At 73.0% G+C, this 20,137-nt stretch carries 20 protein-coding genes and 1 pseudogene; 12 read left to right on the top strand and 9 right to left on the bottom strand.

The window, feature by feature from the left end; translation table 11 throughout:
* Positions 1-39: 39 nt before the first annotated feature.
* Complete coding sequence (locus ACZ4IF_RS25395; protein ID WP_467566543.1) at positions 40-621, top strand: NADAR family protein; 582 nt, start codon at positions 40-42, stop codon at positions 619-621.
* An 85-nt stretch (positions 622-706) separates the two neighbouring features.
* On the opposite strand, the gene ACZ4IF_RS25390 is transcribed toward ACZ4IF_RS25395, so the two are convergent.
* Positions 707-1,486 carry a DUF4190 domain-containing protein gene (locus ACZ4IF_RS25390; RefSeq protein ID WP_467566540.1) on the bottom strand — a complete coding sequence of 260 codons (780 nt, stop codon included), beginning with the start codon at positions 1,484-1,486 and terminating at the stop codon, positions 707-709.
* Positions 1,487-2,136: 650 nt separating this feature from the next.
* On the opposite strand from ACZ4IF_RS25390, the pseudogene ACZ4IF_RS25385 reads away from it, so the two are divergent.
* Positions 2,137-3,251, top strand: a pseudogene (locus ACZ4IF_RS25385) (adenosine deaminase).
* A 17-nt stretch (positions 3,252-3,268) separates the two neighbouring features.
* Positions 3,269-3,952: a glycerophosphodiester phosphodiesterase gene (locus tag ACZ4IF_RS25380; protein ID WP_467566537.1), complete on the top strand. Its 684-nt coding sequence runs from the start codon at positions 3,269-3,271 to the stop codon at positions 3,950-3,952.
* 290 nt (positions 3,953-4,242) lie between these two features.
* Here ACZ4IF_RS25380 and ACZ4IF_RS25375 read toward each other — a convergent pair whose 3' ends face one another.
* The gene (locus ACZ4IF_RS25375; RefSeq protein WP_467566534.1) at positions 4,243-4,884 is read right to left on the bottom strand and encodes an NADPH-dependent F420 reductase; all 642 of its coding nucleotides are present in this window, start codon (positions 4,882-4,884) and stop codon (positions 4,243-4,245) included.
* 130 nt (positions 4,885-5,014) lie between these two features.
* Between ACZ4IF_RS25375 and ACZ4IF_RS25370 the strand changes: the two genes are divergently transcribed.
* Positions 5,015-5,374, top strand: a complete 360-nt coding sequence (locus tag ACZ4IF_RS25370; RefSeq protein WP_467566532.1) for a winged helix-turn-helix transcriptional regulator — start codon at positions 5,015-5,017, stop codon at positions 5,372-5,374.
* 352 nt (positions 5,375-5,726) lie between these two features.
* Here ACZ4IF_RS25370 and ACZ4IF_RS25365 read toward each other — a convergent pair whose 3' ends face one another.
* Both ACZ4IF_RS25365 and ACZ4IF_RS25360 read right to left on the bottom strand, forming a co-directional pair.
* A complete protein-coding gene (locus ACZ4IF_RS25365) occupies positions 5,727-6,278 on the bottom strand; it encodes a hypothetical protein (RefSeq protein ID WP_467566528.1) in 552 nt (183 codons plus the stop codon).
* A gap of 128 nt (positions 6,279-6,406) precedes the next feature.
* Positions 6,407-7,771, bottom strand: a complete 1,365-nt coding sequence (locus tag ACZ4IF_RS25360) for an FAD-dependent oxidoreductase (protein ID WP_467566525.1) — start codon at positions 7,769-7,771, stop codon at positions 6,407-6,409.
* Between the two features lie 373 nt (positions 7,772-8,144).
* Between ACZ4IF_RS25360 and ACZ4IF_RS25355 the strand changes: the two genes are divergently transcribed.
* The 3 genes from ACZ4IF_RS25355 to ACZ4IF_RS25345 all read left to right on the top strand — a co-directional run bounded on the left by ACZ4IF_RS25355 (position 8,145) and on the right by ACZ4IF_RS25345 (position 10,882).
* A complete protein-coding gene (locus tag ACZ4IF_RS25355) occupies positions 8,145-8,537 on the top strand; it encodes a DUF6153 family protein (RefSeq protein ID WP_467566522.1) in 393 nt (130 codons plus the stop codon).
* Positions 8,538-8,622: 85 nt separating this feature from the next.
* Positions 8,623-9,255: a DUF305 domain-containing protein gene (locus ACZ4IF_RS25350; RefSeq protein ID WP_467566519.1), complete on the top strand. Its 633-nt coding sequence runs from the start codon at positions 8,623-8,625 to the stop codon at positions 9,253-9,255.
* A 343-nt stretch (positions 9,256-9,598) separates the two neighbouring features.
* Complete coding sequence (locus ACZ4IF_RS25345; RefSeq protein ID WP_467566517.1) at positions 9,599-10,882, top strand: FAD-dependent oxidoreductase; 1,284 nt, start codon at positions 9,599-9,601, stop codon at positions 10,880-10,882.
* Between the two features lie 24 nt (positions 10,883-10,906).
* Here ACZ4IF_RS25345 and ACZ4IF_RS25340 read toward each other — a convergent pair whose 3' ends face one another.
* The 4 genes from ACZ4IF_RS25340 to ACZ4IF_RS25325 form a co-directional block, all read right to left on the bottom strand.
* Complete coding sequence (locus tag ACZ4IF_RS25340; protein WP_467566514.1) at positions 10,907-11,407, bottom strand: hypothetical protein; 501 nt, start codon at positions 11,405-11,407, stop codon at positions 10,907-10,909.
* A complete protein-coding gene (locus ACZ4IF_RS25335) occupies positions 11,391-11,882 on the bottom strand; it encodes an RNA polymerase sigma factor (protein WP_467566511.1) in 492 nt (163 codons plus the stop codon). The genes ACZ4IF_RS25340 and ACZ4IF_RS25335 overlap by 17 nt, the downstream gene beginning before the upstream one ends.
* A gap of 98 nt (positions 11,883-11,980) precedes the next feature.
* Entirely contained in the window at positions 11,981-12,595 is a 615-nt protein-coding gene (locus ACZ4IF_RS25330) for a class F sortase (RefSeq protein ID WP_467566508.1), read from the bottom strand.
* Entirely contained in the window at positions 12,592-12,981 is a 390-nt protein-coding gene (locus ACZ4IF_RS25325) for a sortase-dependent protein (RefSeq protein WP_467566505.1), read from the bottom strand. The genes ACZ4IF_RS25330 and ACZ4IF_RS25325 overlap by 4 nt, the downstream gene beginning before the upstream one ends.
* 314 nt (positions 12,982-13,295) lie before the next feature.
* Between ACZ4IF_RS25325 and ACZ4IF_RS25320 the strand changes: the two genes are divergently transcribed.
* From ACZ4IF_RS25320 to ACZ4IF_RS25300, 5 genes are all read left to right on the top strand, one after another.
* Positions 13,296-14,492 carry an exo-beta-N-acetylmuramidase NamZ family protein gene (locus tag ACZ4IF_RS25320; RefSeq protein WP_467566502.1) on the top strand — a complete coding sequence of 399 codons (1,197 nt, stop codon included), beginning with the start codon at positions 13,296-13,298 and terminating at the stop codon, positions 14,490-14,492.
* 150 nt (positions 14,493-14,642) lie between these two features.
* Complete coding sequence (locus tag ACZ4IF_RS25315; RefSeq protein ID WP_467566499.1) at positions 14,643-15,647, top strand: GNAT family N-acetyltransferase; 1,005 nt, start codon at positions 14,643-14,645, stop codon at positions 15,645-15,647.
* Positions 15,644-16,984, top strand: coding sequence for an ABC transporter substrate-binding protein (locus tag ACZ4IF_RS25310; protein ID WP_467566496.1), 1,341 nt, complete (start codon positions 15,644-15,646; stop codon positions 16,982-16,984). Before ACZ4IF_RS25315 ends, ACZ4IF_RS25310 begins: the two co-directional genes overlap by 4 nt.
* On the top strand, positions 16,978-17,949 hold the full coding sequence (locus ACZ4IF_RS25305; protein ID WP_467566493.1) for a carbohydrate ABC transporter permease: 972 nt from the start codon (positions 16,978-16,980) through the stop codon (positions 17,947-17,949). Before ACZ4IF_RS25310 ends, ACZ4IF_RS25305 begins: the two co-directional genes overlap by 7 nt.
* Complete coding sequence (locus ACZ4IF_RS25300) at positions 17,946-18,815, top strand: carbohydrate ABC transporter permease (protein ID WP_467566490.1); 870 nt, start codon at positions 17,946-17,948, stop codon at positions 18,813-18,815. The genes ACZ4IF_RS25305 and ACZ4IF_RS25300 overlap by 4 nt, the downstream gene beginning before the upstream one ends.
* Before the next feature lie 61 nt (positions 18,816-18,876).
* On the opposite strand, the gene ACZ4IF_RS25295 is transcribed toward ACZ4IF_RS25300, so the two are convergent.
* Positions 18,877-20,067 carry a polyamine ABC transporter substrate-binding protein gene (locus ACZ4IF_RS25295; RefSeq protein ID WP_467566488.1) on the bottom strand — a complete coding sequence of 397 codons (1,191 nt, stop codon included), beginning with the start codon at positions 20,065-20,067 and terminating at the stop codon, positions 18,877-18,879.
* Positions 20,068-20,137: the final 70 nt, after the last annotated feature.

The following is a 20,137-nucleotide window of genomic DNA, read 5'->3' as shown; positions in this document are numbered from 1 at the left end:
CGACCAGGTGTCGAGTCCGATTGGTAAAGGCGGGACGGAATGTCAGTGGTGCGTGCCACAGTGGCGTGCATGGGGAAGATCGATTCTTGGGAAGCGCTGGTCAGCGAGGTCGAATCGGGGGCCAGGGTCAAGTACCTGCACTTCTGGGGTCACCGTCCGCGACCGGACGGCGGCGTGGGCGCGAGCTGTCTCAGCCAGTGGTGGCCGTCGCCGTTCGTGGTCGAAGGCGTCGAATACGCGACGGCGGAGCACTGGATGATGGCCTCTAAGGCACGGCTGTTCGGCGACGCGGAGGCGGAGCGCCTGGCGGTGGACGCCGCGAACCCGGCGCTCGCCAAGAAGGCCGGACGGCTGGTGCGCGGCTTCGACGACGTCATATGGGAGCGCGAGCGGTTCGGGATCGTGGTGGAGGGCAGCGTCCACAAGTTCCGGGCCCACGCCGATCTGCGCGAGTTCCTGCTGGGCACCGGCGAGCGGGTGCTCGTCGAGGCGAGCCCGCTCGACCGGGTGTGGGGCATCGGACTGGCGGCGGACGACGAGCGGGCGGCCGATCCCGCCCGGTGGCGGGGACCGAATCTGCTCGGGTTCGCGCTCATGGAGGCCCGGGACCGGCTCCGCTAGCGCGCCGTCCCGCGGCGCACCCGACACGGTCGAACCCTCGCCGTCCACAAGGACCGCCGCGACGCGGCGGTCTCCGTGCGGTGTCCTACCGGGACCGCTCGGTCACGAGCGAGGTGGAGAAGCCGCCGTCGCCGCCCGGGCCGCCGTCGCCTTCGTCGTCGGGGGTCACGACGAGGAAGACGAGCATCGCGATCCCCAGAGCGATGCCGACGGCTCCGCAGATGATCCCGGCCAGGGCCTGCCCCGGGTTCGTGGCCTCGCCCCGGCGCGCCTTGCGCCGCCCGATCGCCCCGAAGATCACCCCGAGGACGCCGAGGACGATGGCGAGCGGCCACAGACAGAAGACGGCCGCCGCGATGATGCCGAGCACCAGACCGGCGGTGCCCATGCCGTTGCTCGGCACGGGTGTCCCCGGCCATCCGTAGCCGGGGAAACCCTGGTAGGGGCCCTGCGGCGGGGCGGGAGCGTAGTGCGCGTGGTCGTAGGGGAACCGGCCGGGGCCGTCGGGGGCTGTCGGAGGCGGCGGTACCGGCTCTCCCGGAGCGGGCTGCGGGTACGGAGTGTGGGCCGCGGGGGGCGCGAAGGGGTTGCCCGGGGCGCCCGGCACCGGGCCGCCCGGAAAGGCCGAATGCGGCGGCGGGGCGAAGGGGTTGTTCCAGGCGCCGGGCGTCCCGGGCCCCGGCGTGCCGGGGACGGAGGTGACCGTGGGCCCGTCGTGCACGGGGTGCGGCCCCGGCGCGGAGCCCCACCCGGAGGGCACCGTGTCCGTGGGCTCCGCGGGCGGAGCCCACGGATCGAACGCCTGCGGCGGGGTCCGGTCCGGCTTGCCGAGCGACACCGGGTCCGCTCCCGCACGCTCCGGCACGGGGCCCGGCTCCCACCCTCGGGGCTCGACCGGCGCGGGGTTCTCGCCCGGCGCGGCGGGCCGGTCCGCGGTGTAGCCCTGTCCCGGCTCGGGAGCCTGAAACGACCTGCGCGTCCCCCCTGACGCAGGCCGCTCCCCAAGTGCGGCGGGCCGGTCCGAGGTGTAGCCCTGTCCCGGCTCGGGAGCCTGAAACGACCTGCGCGTCCCCCCTGACGCAGGCCGCTCCCCAAGTGCGGCGGGCCAGTCCGAGGTGGCGTGCCGTCCCGGCTGAGGGGCCTGGCCGGCTGTGTCGTCGTGCCCCGGCTCGTAGGCCTGGCCCGACGCAGGGGGCCGATCCGACGTGGGGGCCTGTTCCGGCGCGCCCGTCTCCTCCGGCGCCGACGGCCGACCTTGTCCCGATATAGGGGATTCTCCCGACTCAGCGGCTTTGCCCGCCGCGGAGGCCCGTTCCGACGTGGGCGGCGCGCTGTCCGGGGACGGGCCGCCCGGTGAGGCCCAGGCGGCGGCGTCGCGGGGCGCTTCCGGCGTCCGGGCATCGTCGGGCATGCGCGAATCCCCTCAGTCGTACGTTCCGTCATGCTAAGGCCCGGGACCGGGGCCGGGCCGCTCGGGCGTCCGCCTACGATGATCCCCGAGTCACCGATCAGCCGATCACCCGCGTCCCGCCGACCACGGTCCGGGGACGCCGTTCCGGGGAGGAACCTTGACCGACCACCACATCGCACGCGACGGCGCCCGCGATCTGCACGCCTTCATCGCCGGACTGCCCAAGGCCGAACTGCACGTGCACCACGTCGGCTCCGCCTCCCCGCGCATCGTCTCCGCCCTGGCCGCCCGGCACCCCGACTCGCAGGTGCCGACCGACCCCGAGGCCCTCGCGGACTACTTCACGTTCACGGACTTCGCCCACTTCATCCAGGTGTACCTGTCCGTCGTCGACCTGATCCGCACCCCTGAGGACGTGCGGCTGCTGACGTACGAGGTCGCGCGGGACATGGCCCGGCAGCAGGTCCGCTACGCCGAGCTGACGATCACTCCGTGGTCCTCCACACGCCGCGGCATAGACGAGCGGGCCTTCATGGACGCGATCGAGGACGCCCGCAAGGCGGCCGAGGCCGAGCTCGGTGTCGTCCTGCGCTGGTGCTTCGACATCCCGGGCGAGGCCGGGCTGGAGGCCGCGGAGGAGACGGTGCGGCTGGCCACCGACGACCGGCTGCGCCCGGAGGGACTGGTCTCCTTCGGACTCGGCGGCCCCGAGATCGGAGTGCCGCGGCCGCAGTTCAAGCCGTACTTCGACCGGGCCATCGCCGCCGGACTGCGTTCCGTGCCGCACGCCGGCGAGACGACCGGTCCCGAGACGGTCTGGGACGCGCTGAACGACCTGCGCGCGGAGCGCATCGGGCACGGCACGAGCTCCGCCGGGGACCCGAAGCTGCTCGCCCACCTCGCCGAGCACCGCATCGCGCTGGAGGTCTGCCCGACCTCCAACATCGCCACCCGCGCGGTGCGCACGCTCGACGAGCACCCGCTCAGGGAGTTCGTGGAGGCCGGGGTGCCCGTCACCATCAACTCCGACGACCCGCCGATGTTCGGCACCGACCTCAACAACGAGTACGCGGTCGCCGCCCGTCTCCTCGCCCTCGACGAGCAGGGTCTCGCCGCCCTCGCCAAGAACGCCGTCGAGGCCTCGTTCCTGGACGCGGACGGCAAGTCGCGCCTCGCAGCCGAGATCGACACCTACGCCTCGACCTGGCTCACTCCCTGACCCGACACAATGGGCCCATGCGCACCGTGACTGCCGTGGCCCATCGCGGCGCCCCCTACCGCGTCCGTGAGAACACGCTCGACTCCCTGCGTTCCGCGCTCCGACTGGGCGCGGACGCGGTCGAGATCGACGTACGACTGACCCGCGACGACGTACCCGTCCTGCTGCACGACGCGACGCTGAAGCGGCTGTGGGAGCAGGACCGGCCGCTGCGCTCGCTCTCCTCGGACGAGGTGCGCGGGCTCACCGGGGGCGGCGTGCCGACGTTCGCCGACGCCCTGGCCGCGACCGGGGACAGCCGGATCATGGTCGATCTGCCCGGCCCGGTCGACGTGCGGGCGGCCCGCACGATTGTCGACGTGGTCCGGGCGTGCGGCGCGGAGGAACGGGTGTACTACTGCGCGGGCGCCGAGGCGATGCTCGCGGTGCGGGCCGCCGATTCCGGCGCGGAGATCGCGCTGACCTGGACGACGCTCGCGCCGCCGCGGCCCGGCCTCCTCGCCGCCATTCGTCCGCGCTGGCTCAACTACCGTTTCGGGCTGGTGACCCGGGAGCTCACCGCCCGCGTGCACCGCGGCGGCCACCTGCTCTCCGTGTGGACGCCGGACACCCGCCGCTCCATGCGGCGTCTGCTCGACCTGGGGGTCGACTCCATCACGACGAACCGCATCGACGCGCTCTGCTCCCTGCGCAGGGACTGAGTCGGCCGGGGCCCGCGCGGCCACCGCGCGACGACAGGCCGCCCCGCCAACGGAGTTCACGGGCGCGCTCCGCGCGGGGCGCGCGGAGCGCGGTCGCGGGCTTCGCCTGGCCCGCGCGGAACGGGGCCGCAGCCGTCACACGCGCCGCACGGAACACGGCCGAAACCGCCCCGCAGACCGTGACCCACACCATCACACGCGCCGCACGACACGAGGCCGGAGCCGTCTCTCGGACCCTGACCGAATCCCCCTGCACGGTCCGTCGGCTGTCGTACCGGCGGGCCCCGGCGTCAGCGCTCGCCCGCGAACTCCCTGGGCGGGGCGATGGCCTGGGCGTCCGCCCCCTCCCCCACCCACAGTCCGATCAGCAGGGCAGCCGTCGCCTCCAGCAGACCGGCCCTGACCGTTCCGCCCGCGTCCAGCGGCTCACACCCCAGGTCCCGCACGAGCCGGCGGACGACGTCGAGCGCCTGCGCGTCGTCGCCGCACAGCGGAACCGCGAGCGGGCGCCCGGAGAACACCGGCGGTGACAGCCGCCAGACGTCTTCGTGGCAGAGGTTGAACGCCTTGACCACGCGGGCGCCGGGCGCGGCGGCGGCGACGCGTTCCGCGGCCGACGGTCCGCCCGCGGTCCGCAGGACGAATCCCGGTCCCACCGGATTGACGCAGTCGATCAGCACCCTGCCGCGCAGCGGCTCTTCGAGACCCGCGACGACCTCGCCGACGGCCGCGTACGGCAGCGCGAGCAGCACCGCGTCGGTACCGAACTCGGCCGCCTCGCGCAGATCTCCGGCGCGCCCGCCGATCCGCCGGGCCAGCCGGGCCGCCCGGCCCGGGTCACGCGCGCCCACGCACACGTCGTGCCCGGCGCGCGCCCACTGCGTGGCGAGCGCGTCCGCCATGTTCCCCGCGCCGAGCGTCCCGATCCTCATCCGCCTCGTGCCCCTTCCGTCGTCGCACCACCGCATCCGTGCGCGGTCGTCGCCGTCCCGGCATCCGCGCGGTCCCCGGATCCGTGGTTCGGGGACGACAGTAGGAAGCCGCTCGGGCACCATTCGGTACGTGACCACCGACGCGTTCCTCGCCGACTGCCGGGCCCGGCTCGCCTTCGACCTGCTGGGCAACACCTGGAATTCCGTGGTGCTGTGGGCTCTGCGGCACGGGCCGCGGCGCCCGGGGGAACTGCGCGCCGCGATCGGCGGGATCAGCGCGAAGGTGCTGACGCAGACGCTGCGCAGGCTGGAGTTCAACGGCCTGGTGACCCGGTGTGCGTACGGCGGGTCACCGCCCAGGGTGGAGTACCGCCTCACGCCGCTGGGCCGGACGTTGCTCGACCCGATCGAGGCGTTCGGGGCGTGGGCCCACGTCCACGGCGACGAGGTGATGGCCGCGCAGGAGCGGGCCGAGGGGACCGGGGAGTGACGGCACGGGGGTTCCGAGGGACGGGCCCGCCACGAGGGCGGACGCGAACGGCCGCTGGAGGAAGGGGTCTTGCGAGCAGGGCTCGGCACGGCCCTCAGGGGCGACCCTCGGGCGGGCGCCGGACCGCAGCTGGAGGCCGGCGGGCATCGACGGCGCCGACATGAGCGCGGGGCTCCAGCGCTTCGAATACGGCGGCACGGTCTACTGGCTCAAGTCGGGTGCCCGATAAGGCTGCAGCACGGCCGTCGCGGCCACCGGGACCTGTCGCGCGCCCTCGTCCACTCGGTGAACTCCACCGACGCGAAGGGCGCGTCCATGAACCCGGTCGCCCAGCGGATCGCGATGACCGCGCTCAGGCAGCCGGAGCCGGAGGGACGTGCGGACCGGGGGCCGGCGAAGGAGCGGGGTTCGCGGTGAGCGCCTCCAGCCGCTTGATCCTCTTGCGGACGATGTGGAGCGGGATCACTCCGAGGACGCCGAAGGACATGTCGATCACGCTCCACCAGAAGGGAATTCCGCGGATCGGTCCGCAGATCAGGGCGAGGGGGACGATGCCGGCGCAGGCGATCATGCCGAACTCGACGACCCAGATGTTGCGGACCGGGTCACGGTAGGGCCCCCAGAACGCGGTCGCGATCACCAGGTGGGCGAAGGCCAGCCAGTCCGTGCCGTACAGGAGGAACGGGTAGTCGGAGTCGGCGGCGTCCAGCCCCTGCCGCACCCGATCGATCCAGTCCGTCAGTGCGGGCAGGTACTCCGGCACGGACAGGGACCTCAACAGGCCATCCGTCCAGCGCAGTTCGTGCACCAGGGGGAAGGCCGTGGCGCCGCTGAGCACCAGGCAGACGACAAAGAAGACCAGCCATGCGCGGATGCCCTTGAGGAGGGCGGCTCTGTCGCTCATGGCAGCAGCGTACGCCCTTTCTTGAACGTGTTCAAAACCGCCCCTGGCCCAGCGACGGACCGGCCGCGCCGGGAACGACGGAGGCCCGGACCGTCACGGTCCGGGCCTCGCGCGCTTCCATCGAACTCCTAGGCGCCGCTCGCCTTGAGCATGTCCTCACGTTCGACGATCTTCACGCGGTCGCGCCCCTGCGGCTCACCCAGCGCCTTCTCCGCGGCGTCGAGCCGGTACCAGCCGTCCCACGTGGTGAAGCGCACCTCCCGCTCCGCGAGGAACGCGTCCACGGCCTCCGGCTCCGGCGACACCGGGGTGTGCAGCCGGCCGTTCACGTGGTCGTCCAGCAGGCTGGCGACCGTCTCGTTGGCGTCGCCCTTGGTGTGACCGATCAGACCCACCGGGCCGCGCCGGATCCAGCCGGTGACGTACGTCGACCGGAGGTGCTCCCCGCTGTCCTCGATCACGCGGCCGGCCTCGTCGGGGACCGTGCCCGAGTCGACGTCCCAGGGCAGCTTGGGCAGGCTGTCGGACAGGTAACCGACGGCGCGGTAGACGGCGGTGACGTCCCAGTCCTTGAACTCGCCGGTGCCCTTCACGTTGCCGGTGCCGTCGAGAGCGGTGCGCTCGGTGCGCAGCCCGGCGACCTTGCCGTCCTCTCCGAGGATCTCCGAGGGCGACTCGAAGAAGTGCAGGAAGAGCTTGTGCGGGCGGTCCCCGGTGTCGCGGATGGCCCAGTTCTCCAGGGTCTTGGCGACCATGTCGGCCTGCTTGTTGCCGCGCCGGGTGGCTATGGAGCCCTCGTCGTAGTCGATGTCCTCGGGGTCGACGATGACCTCGATGTTCGGCGAGTGGTCGAGCTCCCGCAGCTCCATCGGACTGAACTTCGCCTGGGCGGGGCCGCGACGGCCGAAGACGTGGACCTCCAGGGCCTGGTTGGCCTTGAGTCCCTCGTAGACGTTCGGCGGGATCTCGGTCGGCAGCAGCTCGTCCGCGGTCTTCGCCAGCACGCGTGCCACGTCGAGCGCCACGTTGCCGACGCCGAGGACGGCGACCTTGCGCGCGTCGAGCGGCCAGGTCCGCGGCACGTCCGGGTGCCCGTCGTACCAGGAGACGAAGTCCGCCGCGCCGTACGAGCCGTCGAGGCCGATGCCGGGTATGTCGAGCGCGCGGTCGGCGGTGGCGCCCGTGGAGAAGATCACCGCGTCGTAGAACGCGCGCAGGTCGTCCAGATTGAGGTCCCGCGGGTAGTCGACGTTGCCGAAGAGCCTGATCTGCGGCTTGTCGAGCACCTGGTGCAGGGCCGTCACGATGCCCTTGATGCGGGGGTGGTCGGGCGCGACGCCGTAACGGATCAGACCGAACGGGGCCGGCATCCGCTCGAAGAGGTCGATGGACACTCCGGGCTCGGCGGCCACTGCGGATTTCAGCAGCGCGTCGGCGGCGTAGATCCCGGCCGGGCCGGCTCCGACAATGGCTACCCGCAGAGGGCGAGGCATGATCAGGTTCCCTTCGAGCAGGGGCAGGCGGACTCGACGGGAAGCCTAAGCTAAGGCAAGCCTAAGTCAGTAGTCGGGTCCGGGCTATGACCTCATAAGGCGGCCTTATGGGGCGCGGTCCCCGCTCCACGGCGGCTCCCCTGCCCCCGGCCGGCCCGTGCCCCGCACGGCCCGTTCAGCCTCTCCCGTCCGCCCGGCGACGCCCCGCACGCACGCTCGCCGCACCGGACGCGGCCCCGAGTACATCACCCGGCACGCCGGGCGCCCGCACCGGACACCCGCCGGGCCGTCCTCCGGGCGAGGCCGGACATGGCGCCGGGCCACCCTCCGGGCCGCGCCGGGCGCCGTTCCGACAGGCCCTAGGATGAACCCGATGAAGCGCCGCGAGCAGGCCCCCGCTCCCCGGCCGCCCGTGCGGCGGTGGCGGGCGCTGCTCGTCCTCGGCCTGCTCGCCGGACTGCTGGGCATGCACGCCCTGGCCCCCGGCGGCGGCGTCCCGGAGCACCGTCACGCACGGCCCATGGCGGCCACCGCCACCCCGCACGACGACTGCCCCGACGGCCACTGCGGCGGAAGCCACGTCCGGCACGCCGACTCGACCTGCGCGTCGGGGGCCGTCGGTGGCGGACCGGCGCTGCCCGCGCTCGCGCCCGACCCGACGGCCGTCCCCGCCCGCGCCGACGCCGCGTGCCCGTCCACGGCCGACGCGCCCGACGGCGCACGCGCGCCCCCCTCACTCGCCGAACTCCAACTCCTGCGGATCTAGAGGCACCCGGCACCGCGCCGACACCGGCGCGGCGCTCACGCACGCCCGGATCAGTACGTCACCTTCCCTTCGCAGGAGTTCACGCATGTCCGACAAGTCCACCCGCGCACGCCGCGCCGCTCTCGTCGCGGTCACCGCGACCGCCGCGCTCGTCCTGACCGCCTGCGGCGACGGCGGTCACTCAGGTCACTCCGCGGCCTCCCCGTCCGCGACCGCCGACCCGTCCGGCGGCCCCCACAACGCGCAGGACGTCTCCTTCGCGCAGGGCATGATCCCGCACCACCGGCAGGCAGTGGAGATGGCGGCGCTTGCCTCCCATCAGGCCTCCTCCGCCGAGGTCAAGGACCTCGCCGCACGTATCGAGAAGGCCCAGGACCCGGAGATCGCGACCATGACCGGCTGGCTGAGGTCCTGGGGCGCGAAGGTGCCGGCCGCGGGTTCCGCGGCCTCCATGCCCGGCATGAACCACTCCGGCCACGCCGGCATGTCCGGAATGATGTCCACGAAGGACATGGCCTCACTGAAGGCCGCCTCCGGCAAGGAGTTCGACACCATGTTCCTGACCATGATGGTCGAGCACCACAACGGCGCCGTCGAGATGGCCGGCACCGAGAAGGCCAAAGGCAGGTCAGGACCTGCCACGTCGATGGCCGACGACATCATCACGGCACAGAACGGCGAGATCACCGAGATGAACGGGCTGCTCGGCCAGGGCTGACGTCGCTTCAGGGGGCCGGCGCAGGCTCCGGCCCCCTGTCGGCCCGAGGCGCTCCGGATCCGCCGCCGGCGCCCGGCACGCGCCTGGTTCGCCGGCGGCACCCGGCGTCCTCCGCGCACGCGTCCGCCGTGACCGATGGGGCGGTGGGGAACCGTGAGGTGTCGCATGTTCACGGTTCGACCATGTTTTGGGCAACGTGCGCCGATATCGCTGTGCGACGGCGGGATACGGGCGACACTGAGCGACGGAGGGGGGACGGGCGCGACGCGAGCTCTGCGGACGCGCCATCCCGACGTGTCGCGCCGCCTTGGGGAAGGCGGCGCGGGGACCAGCGGGGGGATGCATGACGCAGTCGCTTCCTGAGCAACGCCCTGCCCGGAAGCGGGCGTTCGTGGGGAGTGGACCGCCTCCGGTCGTCGTGATCGGGGCCGGTCCGTACGGACTGTCGGTGGCGGCGCACCTGCGGGCCACCGGCGTGCCGGTGCTCGTGTTCGGCGAGACTCTCGGCAGTTGGCGGCACGCCATGGCCACCGGGATGTTCCTGAAGTCGACACCGGACGCCGTCGATCTGTCCGCCCCGGTACCCGGTGCCCGGCTGGCGGACTTCCGCCGCGCACACGGCGAACCGGAACTGACCGAACTCACGCCGATCCCGTGCGACGTCTTCGTGCGCTACGGGCAGTGGTTCCAGAAGCACCACGTGGGGGAGGTGGACCCCGCCAGGGTCGTGAACGTCGACCGGGCCACGACGGACTCCGGGTTCGCGGTCCGGCTGGACGACGGCCGGGAACTCGCCGCCGCTGCCGTCGTCGTGGCCACCGGCCTGAACGGACTCGCCCATGTTCCCGCGGAGTTGATGCACCTGTGCCCCGACGGAGCGGGGCGCGGGGCACTCGTGTCGCACACGAGCCATCACACCGACCTGTCGCCGTACGCGGGCCGGCGCGTCGCCGTGATCGGCGGCGGCCAGTCCGCGCTGGAGAGCGCCGCGCTGCTGCACGAGGCCGGCGCCGAGGTGCAGGTGCTGGTCCGTGAGGACCACGTCCTGTGGGGCAGTACGCCGGGCTCGGCCCGCGCCCGGTGGCGGCGGATGGCCCGGCCCTACTCCCCGCTGGGCACGGGCTGGACCCTGGCCGCGGTGTGCAGGGCTCCCGGCGCGGTGCGGCGGCTGCCCGCCGCGGCCCGGATGCTGCTGTTCCGGCGGGCGCTCGGGCCGTCGGGCGGCTGGTGGCTGCGGGACCGCGTGGAGGGCGTGCTCCGGGTGCGCACCTCGTGCCGTGTCACCCGGGCCGAGGCCGCCCGAACCGGGGTGCGCCTGGAGGTCGCCGGGCCACGCGGTGCGTCCGAGGCCCTCACCGTCGACCATGTGCTCGCGGCCACGGGCTACCGGCTCGACCTGGACGCGGTGCCCTTCCTCTCCTCCACGGTGCGCGGTGCCCTGGCGTGCGTCCCGGGGTCGAAGGCACCTCGTCTGAAGACGGGCTTCGAATCCTCCGTCCCCGGCCTGTACTTCGCCGGCTCGCTCGCCGCCCCGACGTACGGGCCGATGATGCGGTTCGTGGCCGGTACGGAGTACGTCGCCACACGCATCGCCGCGCACGCCGCCCGACGGGTCATCGTGCCCTGACCGCGGCCCGGTTGCCACCGGGGGCTACCGCCGGGGGCCGCTCTCGGGTGTGCTCGCCCCGCTCCGGGCCGCCGACGGCGCGACGGTCGGCGTCGCCGAGGCGTCGGGGGTGGGCACGACCCGGCCGTCCGGGGTGCGGGACTGCTCGGTCTGTCGGCTCCGGGTGGGGCGGGACGTGACCGAGCCGGTGGGCCGCGAGGGAACGGGCGAAGCGGACGGAGTGGGGGTCGGCGACGGGGCGGGCGGCACCGTGCGGCCGTCGGCGGGCGGCGGCGCCAGGGGGACCGCCGGGGGCGCGGGGGCCGAGGGCGCCGCCAGGTGGAGGGGCAGCGCGACGAGGGCGGCGACGGCGCAGGACACGCCGAGACCGGCCGCGGCACGCAGCAGCCTGCGGCGGGCCGCGGCACGCCGGACCGCCTCGTAACGGCCGGCGGGCGGTCCGAGGAATTCGGCGGGCGGCCGCAGGATGACCGCGAGTGGGTCGTCGGGTCCGGGCTCCGAGCCGTCGTCAAAGCGTGTGGTCAAGGCTTCTCCTCAGGTGGACACGGAGCAGTTCCCGGGCCGCGTGGAGGTCGGCCTTGACGGTTCCTTCCTTGCGCCCGGTCAGTTCGGACACCTCCCGGATCGGCATGTCAGCGTAGTAGTGCAGCAGGATCGGGACGCGCAGTCGTTCGGGCAGCGACTGCACCAGCAGCCGCACCGACGGATCGGCCTGTTCGGTGTGGGGGCGGACGGCCGCCTCGGTGGTGGCACGGCGTACGGCCCTGCGTTCGCGCTCCAGCTTGCGCCAGTGGTCCCGGACGAGGTTGGCCGCGGTGACGTAGAGGAAACCGCGCGGCTCCTCGACGGACGACCAGCGGGCCCAGAGCCGGGTGAACGCCTCCGAGGCGATCTCGTGGGCGGTCTCGTCGTCGTCGACGAGACGGCGGCACCAGCCGGCGAGGCGCGGGTAGAGGGCGGCGAACAGTTCGGACGCTGCCTTGTCGCGGGACCGTTTCAACGCTCTCCATGGTCGTGGTGGCACTCGTACGGCACTCGTGGGGGAGGATGCCGGGCGGGCGGCGTACGTTCCGCCGGCCCGGCACGGTTGCCGTCGGGTCAGGGCGTGGTGGAGCTCAGCGCGGCGAAGACGATGACGTTGTCGAGGTACCCGTCGCCGGTCCGGGCACCGCCGCAGGTGATCAGGCGCAGCTCCGGGCGGTCCACGTCCCCGTACACGTCGTCCGCGGGGAAGTCCGCCTTGGCGACGGTCCGTACGGCGCTGACGGCGAACTCCGCCGCCGTGCCGTTCTCCAGGCGTGCCACGATCCGGTCGCCCCGGCGCAGCCGTGCCAGACGGCGGAAGACCCCGTCGCCGTAGGCCCCGACCGTGACGTGGCCGAGGATGACCGACGGGCCGGTCTGACCGGGTGTCGGGGAGTGCCGGTACCAGCCCGCCCGGTCGTGCGCGGTGACGGGGGGCACCTGCACGGTGCCGTCCGCCGCCAGTCCGAGTCGCATGACCGGGGTGTCGACCCCGATGGCCGGGATCCGCAGCCGGACCGGGGCCGAACGCGCGAGGGCGTGCGGGGCCGTGGAGGAGGCCCGCGACGGCGCCGGTGTGCTCCGGGTCCGCCGCGGGGCCGCCGTCCCGTGGGCCGGTCGGCCGCCGCAGCCCGCGAGCAGCGCGGCCGCCGTCGCCGTACCGAAGGCGCGCCTGGAGAGCGGGGTCATGCCCCGGTCGCCCGGCGGCGGCGTACGACGAAGACCGCCCCGCCGCCCGCGACGAGCGCCGCGGCGGCGGCTCCGCCGATCAGTCCGCTCCCGGAACCGGATCCCGGGGTCTCGGCAGCCGTCACGCCGGTGTCGGGCGCACCCGACGGCCTGACGGAGACCTGGCCCGGGGACGGTGCGCGGGTGGGCGCCGGGCTCGACGCGCGCGTGGGCACCGGGCTGGGCGCGCGGGTGGGCTGGGCGCTGGGCACCGGGGACGGCTCGCTGCTCGCCCGGGTGGGGGCGGCGCTCGGGCTCGGGGACGCACCGTCGGCGAACGCGGGCACGGTGCCCGCCAGTACGGCGGTGCACGCGAGTGCCGCGGCGCTGAGGACAGTTCGGCGCATGGGATCGCTCTCTCTCGTCGGTCCGCCCGGCCGGTGCCGGACGGGATCACGGATCGAGCGGAGAGACGAGGCGGCACCGGGGCAGGTTGTAAAGAACGGGCAAAGTCACCGGCCGTCCGAATTCCCCGGGGGGCGCCAGGGAGGCGTACGGGTGGGGGCTGCCCTGACCTCGGCAGGGGGCGGGGTGCCGGTCCCGGCGACCGCGTCACGGCGCGTCCGGCTCGACGTGCCCCCGTGGTTCCCCAGAATTCCGGGACATCCCAGTACATTTCCAGCTACCGCTGAGAGAGGTCACCGGCAGACGGGGGCAGAGGATGAGCACCGACGAGCGCGCCGCGGTGACGACCGGGATCGCGCGACTGCACGCCTCGCCCGGACTCGCCGGACCCGGCCGCATCGGGCTCGTGACCAACCACACCGGCGTCCTGCCCGACCTGCGTCCGGCCGCGCCCGCGCTGCTCGACGCCGGCGTGCGGCTGGTCGCCCTGTTCGGTCCGGAGCACGGGCTGCACGGAACCGGCCAGGCGGGCGAGAGCGAGGCCGCGCAGGCCGATCCCGCCACCGGACTGCCGGTCCACGACACCTACCGGTGCGACGGCGAGCACCTGGACGAGCTGCTGCTCCACAGCGGCGTGGACGCCCTGGTGTACGACCTCCAGGACATCGGGGCGAGGTTCTACACTTATGTGTGGACCATGTTCGACCTGCTGGTCTCGGCGGCCCGCACGGGCGTGCGGTTCGTCGTCGCGGACCGGCCGAATCCCCTCGGGGGGCTCGTCAGCGAGGGCCCGCTGCTCGACCCCGGATGGGCCAGCTTCGTCGGACGCGCCCCGATGCCCGTCCGGCACGGTCTCACCTGCGGCGAGGTCGCCCGCCTCCTGAACGCCTCACTCGTCCCCCAAGTGGCGGGCACCGCAGCCGACTTGACGGTCGTCGAGGCGGCCGGCTGGCGGCGCGCCGCGGACGCGGAGGCCACCGGCCTGCCCTGGGTGGCGCCCTCGCCGAACATCCCGACGCCCGCGACCGCCACCGTCTACCCCGGCACCTGCCTGTTCGAGGGGACGAATCTCTCGGAGGGCCGGGGCACCACGCAGCCGTTCGAGATCGTCGGGGCCCCGTACATCGACGCGCGGTTCGCGCCCGCGCTCGCCGAACTCGCCCTGCCCGGAGTGCACTTCCGTGATCTGCGGTACGTACCGACCTTCCACAAACACGCCGGACGGCCGCTGCGCGGGGTCCAGCTCCACATCACCGACCGCGAGGCGTTCGCCCCCGTGCGCACCGCCGTCGCGATGCTCGCCACGCTGCGGCGGCTGTACCCCGACGACTTCGCCTGGCGTAGCGCGGACGGCGGCGCGGAGGGGACCGGCCACCGTCACTTCGTCGACCTGCTGTGGGGGTCCGACCGATTGCGGCGCACCGTCGACGCGGGCGACGACCCGCTGCCGCTGTGCGATCCGCCGGGGCCGCCCGGCCGGTGGGCCGGGGACGACGTGCTGCTCTACGCCTGAGACCACCCGCCCCGGTGGCGCCGCCCGGCTCGCCCTCGCGGACCGCGTGCCGAGCGCCGTCGCACGGAGCGCCCCGCACCGGACCGAGACAGGGCTGCGGTCGACGCCCGACGCCGGCCGCGACCCGCGTATGGAAGGACACCCCCGTCGATGACCGACCGCACGAGGACATCCACGACGACATCCACGACGGCCTCACGGACCGGGACGCGTGGCTTCCGCGCGGGCGACGGCCCGCAGTTGGTGGAGGCGTGGCGCCGCAGTGCGCCGGCCGACGCGATCACCCCGGACCGCTTCCGCTCCCTGGTGCTGCTCGACGCCAACTTCGATCCGGAGGGCCTGCGGGTCGCCGTCGACGGCGACCGCATCGTGGGCGCGGCCTACGCGGTGCGCCGTCTGACGCCGATGGCCGGCACCGATCTGGAGCCGGACCAGGGCTGGATCCCGTTCTTCTTCGTCGACCCGGCAGTCCGCGGACGCGGCCTCGGCCGCCACCTGCTGACCGAGGCCCTGGACTGGCTGCACCGGCACGGCCGCACCCGGGTGGACTTCTCCTCGTACACGCCGAACTACGTCCTCCCCGGCCTGGACGCCGAGGCGTACCCGGAAGCCGCCGGGCTCCTCGAATCCCTGGGCTTCCGCACGCTGTACGAGGCGGCGGCGATGCACCGCGGCCTGGTCGGCTATCGCATCCCGGAGGACGTCGCGCGCCGCCGGGACGAACTGACGGCGTCCGGATACCGCTTCGCCACACCGCGCGACGACGACCTGGTGGACCTGTTCGCGCTCGCCGGGACCCACTTCGGCCCGGACTGGGCGTGCACGATCCGGGAGTCGCTGGCCGCGGGCACGCCGCTGGACCGGATCGTCGTCGCCCGGGACCCTTCGGGCCGGCTGGTCGGCTGGGCGATGCACGGCACCTTCGACAAGGTGGACGAGCGGTTCGGCCCGTTCGGCGTGCTGGAGGACCTGCGCGGCACCGGCCTCGGCAAGGTCCTGCTCCACCTGGTCCTGGAGCGGATGCGGGCGCGCCGTGCGCACTCCGCGTGGTTCCTGTGGACCGGCGAGCAGTCCCCCGCGGGCCACCTGTACCGCAGGACCGGTTTCACCACGACCAGGGTGTTCCGTGTGATGCGCCGGGAGGCCGCCGGATGACGCCGTCGCGCCGCGTCGGCGGCCTGAGCCGGCGCCACTTCGCGCTCGCGCTCCCCTCGGCGCTGCTGGTCTCCGGATGCGCCGGACCGCACCGGGGCACCGGGCGGCCCGGTGATCCGGTCGTCCTCACCCTGCTCTCGCACTACGCGAGCGGGGAGGCGGCGGAAGCCCTGAGGGGTCCGGTCGACGAGTGGAACGCGCTGCACGACCGGGTCAAGGTGCGGACGACGGCGGTCGAGTTCACGGACCTGCTGACCACGTTCATGGTCCGGCAGGCCGCGGGCCAGGGCGCCGACATCCTGCACCCGTACTGCCTGTGGAACGGCCAGCTCGTCCAGGCCGGCGTCCTGCGGCCGGCGCCGCCGGAGCACGCCGAGGAGATCAGGAGCGGCTACGGCCGGGCCGCGGTCGGCTCCTCGTCGGTGGGCGGCACGGTCTACGGCTACCCCACCGAGGTGCAGACGTACGCCCTGTACTACAACAAGCGGCTGCTGCGCGAGGCCGGCGTCGCTCATCCCCCGCGCACCTGGCGGGAGTTGGAGGAAACGGCGTACCGCACCGCGAAGCGGGACGGGTACGGCAACACGCTGGTCCAGGGGTTCGGCCTGTCGACCTACGACGACTCCACCACGGTCGGCCAGACACTCGCCCTGCTCAACGCAGCCGGCGGAGCGTTCGTCGCCGCGGACGGCAGGAGCACCGCCATCGACTCGCCGGCCGGCCGGGCCGTGTTCGACCTGGAGCACCGCCTCGTGACCAAGGGGGCGAGCGCCCCCGGCGTCAACGTCTACAAGGCGTTCCAGTCCGGTCAGGTGGCCATGGTCATCAGCGCCGGCTGGTGGACCGGGAGCCTGAAGGCCCAGATGGGCGAGGGCTACCGTGACGTGGGCGTCGCGCCGCTGCCCGTGCCCGCGGCGGACGACACGCGCGCCACGCTCTCCACCGGCTTCATGCTGGGGGTCAACGCGACCAGTGAACACCCGCGCGAGGCCTGGGATTTCCTGCGCTGGCTCAACACCGAGAAGGTCGGCGTGAAGGGCGCGGGCAAGGGCGTGACCGCGACCAGGATGAGCGCCCTCCAGGTGTCGGTGGGCTCCCTGACGGGCCGCGCCGACGACATGCGGACACTCCTCGGCAAGGGCGGCGATCCGAATCTGCGCCCGTTCCTCGACGCGCTGGGATACGCGGTGCCGGAGCCGAACGTACCGGGCGCGCAGCAGGCCAAGTCGCTGCTGCGCAAGAACATCGAGGCGCTGTGGACCGGTCAGCAGTCGGTCGACGAGGCACTGCGCACCACCCGCCGCCAGGTCGATCAGGAGGTGTCGCGCTCATGGTGAACACCCTGGCGCCCGAGACCACGGAGCGGGCCCGCGGTGTGCGGTCCGCCCGGCCCCCCGTTGAGGACCGCAGGCGGACCGGGCCCCGGGCCCGGCGCCGTCAGGTGGCCGTCGCCTATCTCTTCCTGGCGCCGACGCTGCTGTTCTTCGCCGTCTTTCTGATCCTGCCGCTCGGCTTCGCGCTGCTGCTGTCGATGTCCCGCTGGGCCGGGTTCGAGCTCGGCGACATCGATCCGGTCGGCCTGGACAACTTCACCGATCTGTTCGCGGAGGGGTCGACGTTCCTGGCGCCGATCCTCACCAACACCCTGCTGTTCGCCCTGGGCACCGTGGCACTCGCGCTCGCCGGATCGGTGCTCGTGGCCACCTCCATCGACAAGCTCCGGTTCCAGGGCCTGTGGCGCACCCTGTACTTCCTGCCGATCGTCACGACCGTCGTCGCCGTCGGCAACGTGTGGAAGTACATGTACGAGCCGGGAGGCCTGGTCAACGGCGTCCTGAACGCCCTCGGGCTCGGCTCGGTCGCGTTCCTCCAGGACCCGGACACCGCGCTGCCCTCGGTCGTCGTCGTGCAGGCCTGGGCGTCGCTCGGCTCGGCGATCCTCGTACTGACCGCCGGGCTGAAGTCCATTCCGGAGTCGTACTACGAGGCCGCCGCGCTCGACGGCGCCGGTCCGGTCACCGTCTTCTGGAGGATCACGCTGCCGCTGCTGCGGCCGTCCCTGCTGTTCGTGTGCATCACCCAGTTCCTCACCGGCCTGCAGTCGTTCGCGCTGATCATCGTGATGACCAAGGGCGGGCCGGGGGACGCGACCAACGTGGCCGCGCTGGAGATGTACCGGCAGGCCTTCAGTTACGGCGACTGGGGCGCCGCGAGCGCCGCCGCCTTCGTGCTGTTCGTGGTGGTCCTCGTGGTCACCCTGGTGCAGTTGTGGATCTTCCGGCGCAAAGGGGAGGACGCATGATCCGCCGCCGTTTCCCGTGGCTGTCGTATCTGGTGGTGGTGACCGGCGCCGTGCTCACGGTGGTGCCGTTCCTCGACATGGTGATGACGTCCTTCAAGGGGCCCGACGAGGCGGGCACGCTGCCGTACCGGTTCCTGCCCGAGGCGTTCGACGTGTCCAACTACCGGGCGGCGGTCGACCAGCTCGATCTGCCGGTGCTCTTCCGCAACAGCGTCGTCGCGACCGCCCTGATCACCGGATCGGTGCTGCTCACGTCGTCCCTGGCCGGCTACGCGCTCGCCAAACTCCGCTTCCCCGGACGGAACTTCATCTTCCGCCTGGTGCTGTCGACGATGATGTTCCCGCCGTTCCTCTTTTTCATCCCGCACTTCCTGATCCTGGTGCACTGGCCGCTGGCGGGCGGCAACGACCTGCTGGGCCGCGGCGGTGCGGGTCTGACCGTCAGCATCGCGGCGCTGGCCGTGCCGTTCCTCGTCAACGGCTTCGGGATCTTCCTGACACGCCAGTTCATGCTCTCGATCCCGGACGAGGTCCTGGAGGCGGCACGCATCGACGGGGCCGGCGAGTTCGCAGTGTGGTGGCGGATCGTGGTGCCGCAGACCAAGCCGGTCGTGGTCACGCTCGGACTGCTGACCTTCGTCGACGCCTGGAACGAGTACATCTGGGCGCTGCTCGTGTCGACCGCCAACCCGGACGTGATGACCCTGCCCGTCGGCATCCAGCTCCTTCAGGACCACGTCGACCCGACCCGCACGATGCCCATCGTCATGGCCGGTCTCGTGCTGAGCGTCCTGCCGGTCCTGATCCTCTTCCTGCTGCTGCAGAAGCACTACATCCGCGGCGTCATGCTCAGCGGCCTCAAGTAGAGGGGACGCGCCGGCCGGCGCGAAGCGCGGACGATGCTCGACGGGCCGGCCCGCACCGTGCCTAGAGCCCGGCGATGGCGTTCCAGCGCTTCGCGAACTCGGCGCGCTCGCCGGAGTCGATGTCCCGGGCGATCGCGAGCCGCTTGCGCATGGCCGCGTCCGGGAAGATCAGCGGGTCCTCGGCGAGGGCGGCGGTGTCCTTGTCCTTGGAGGAGGCCAGGACGTCCTGGGCGGCGGGGACCGGACACACGTAGTTGACCCAGGCGGCCAGCTCGGCGGCGACCTCCGGCTCGTAGTAGTAGTCGACGAGCTTCTCCGCGTTGGTCTTGTGGCGGGCCAGGTTGGGGATCATCAGCGACTCGGCCCAGAGCTCGGCGCCCTCCTCGGGGACGACGAAACGGATGTCGGGGTTGTCGGCCTGGAGCTGGATCACGTCGCCGGAGTAGGCCTGACAGGCCAGGACGTCGCCGCTGGAGAGGTCCTTGATGTAGTCGTTGCCGGTGAAGCGCCGGATCTGCCCGCCGTGCACATGCTTCTCGACCTGGTCGCAGACCCGGTGGAAGTCGTCCGCGGTCCACTGGGTGATGTCGACCCCGTTGCCCTGCATGAGCAGCGCGAAGGCCTCGTCCAGGCCGGAGAGCAGGGTGACGCGCCCCTTCAGGTCGTCGGCCCACAGATCGGAGACGTGCCGGATCTCGCGACCGAGCTTGCGGTGGTTGTACGCGATCCCGGTGATGCCCGACTGCCAGGGCACCGTCGACTTGCGGCCGGGGTCGAAGGCGGGCGAACGCAGCAGCGGGTCGAGGTACTTGGTCACGTTGGGCTGCGCGGACCGGTCCATCTCCTGGACCCAGCCGAGACGGACGAAGCGGGCGCACATCCAGTCGCTGATGACGATCAGGTCGCGGCCCGTCCGCTGGTGGTTCATCAACGACGGACTGATCTTGCCGAAGAACTCGTCGTTGTCGTTGATCTCCTCGATGTAGTCGACCGAGATGCCGGTGCGCTTCTCGAAGGCGTCCAGGGTGGGCCGCTTGCCCGTGTCGTCGTCATCGGTGTCGATGTAGAGCGGCCAGTTCGCCCATGTCAGCCGCTTGTCCGTGGCGGAGAGGTCCGCTGCGGTCCGGTCGCCGGGCGCGACGTACGCGGCGGGCACCCCGCAGCCGGCGAGGGCGCCGAGCGCCGCGCCCCCGCCCAGGGCGCGCAGCAGGGACCGGCGGGACAGGGCTGAGGTGTTCCGAATCGCTGGCACGCGGGCAGCATGCCGCCGACGGCTCCGCGCCGACAATGGACGCTGCGTCGAGCGGTCGCGCGCCGACCCG

This window comes from Streptomyces sp. NPDC025784 (genome assembly GCF_055558435.1).
The sequence above is the reverse complement of the archived record's forward strand: the minus strand, read 5'-3'. Positions and strand labels throughout refer to the sequence as shown.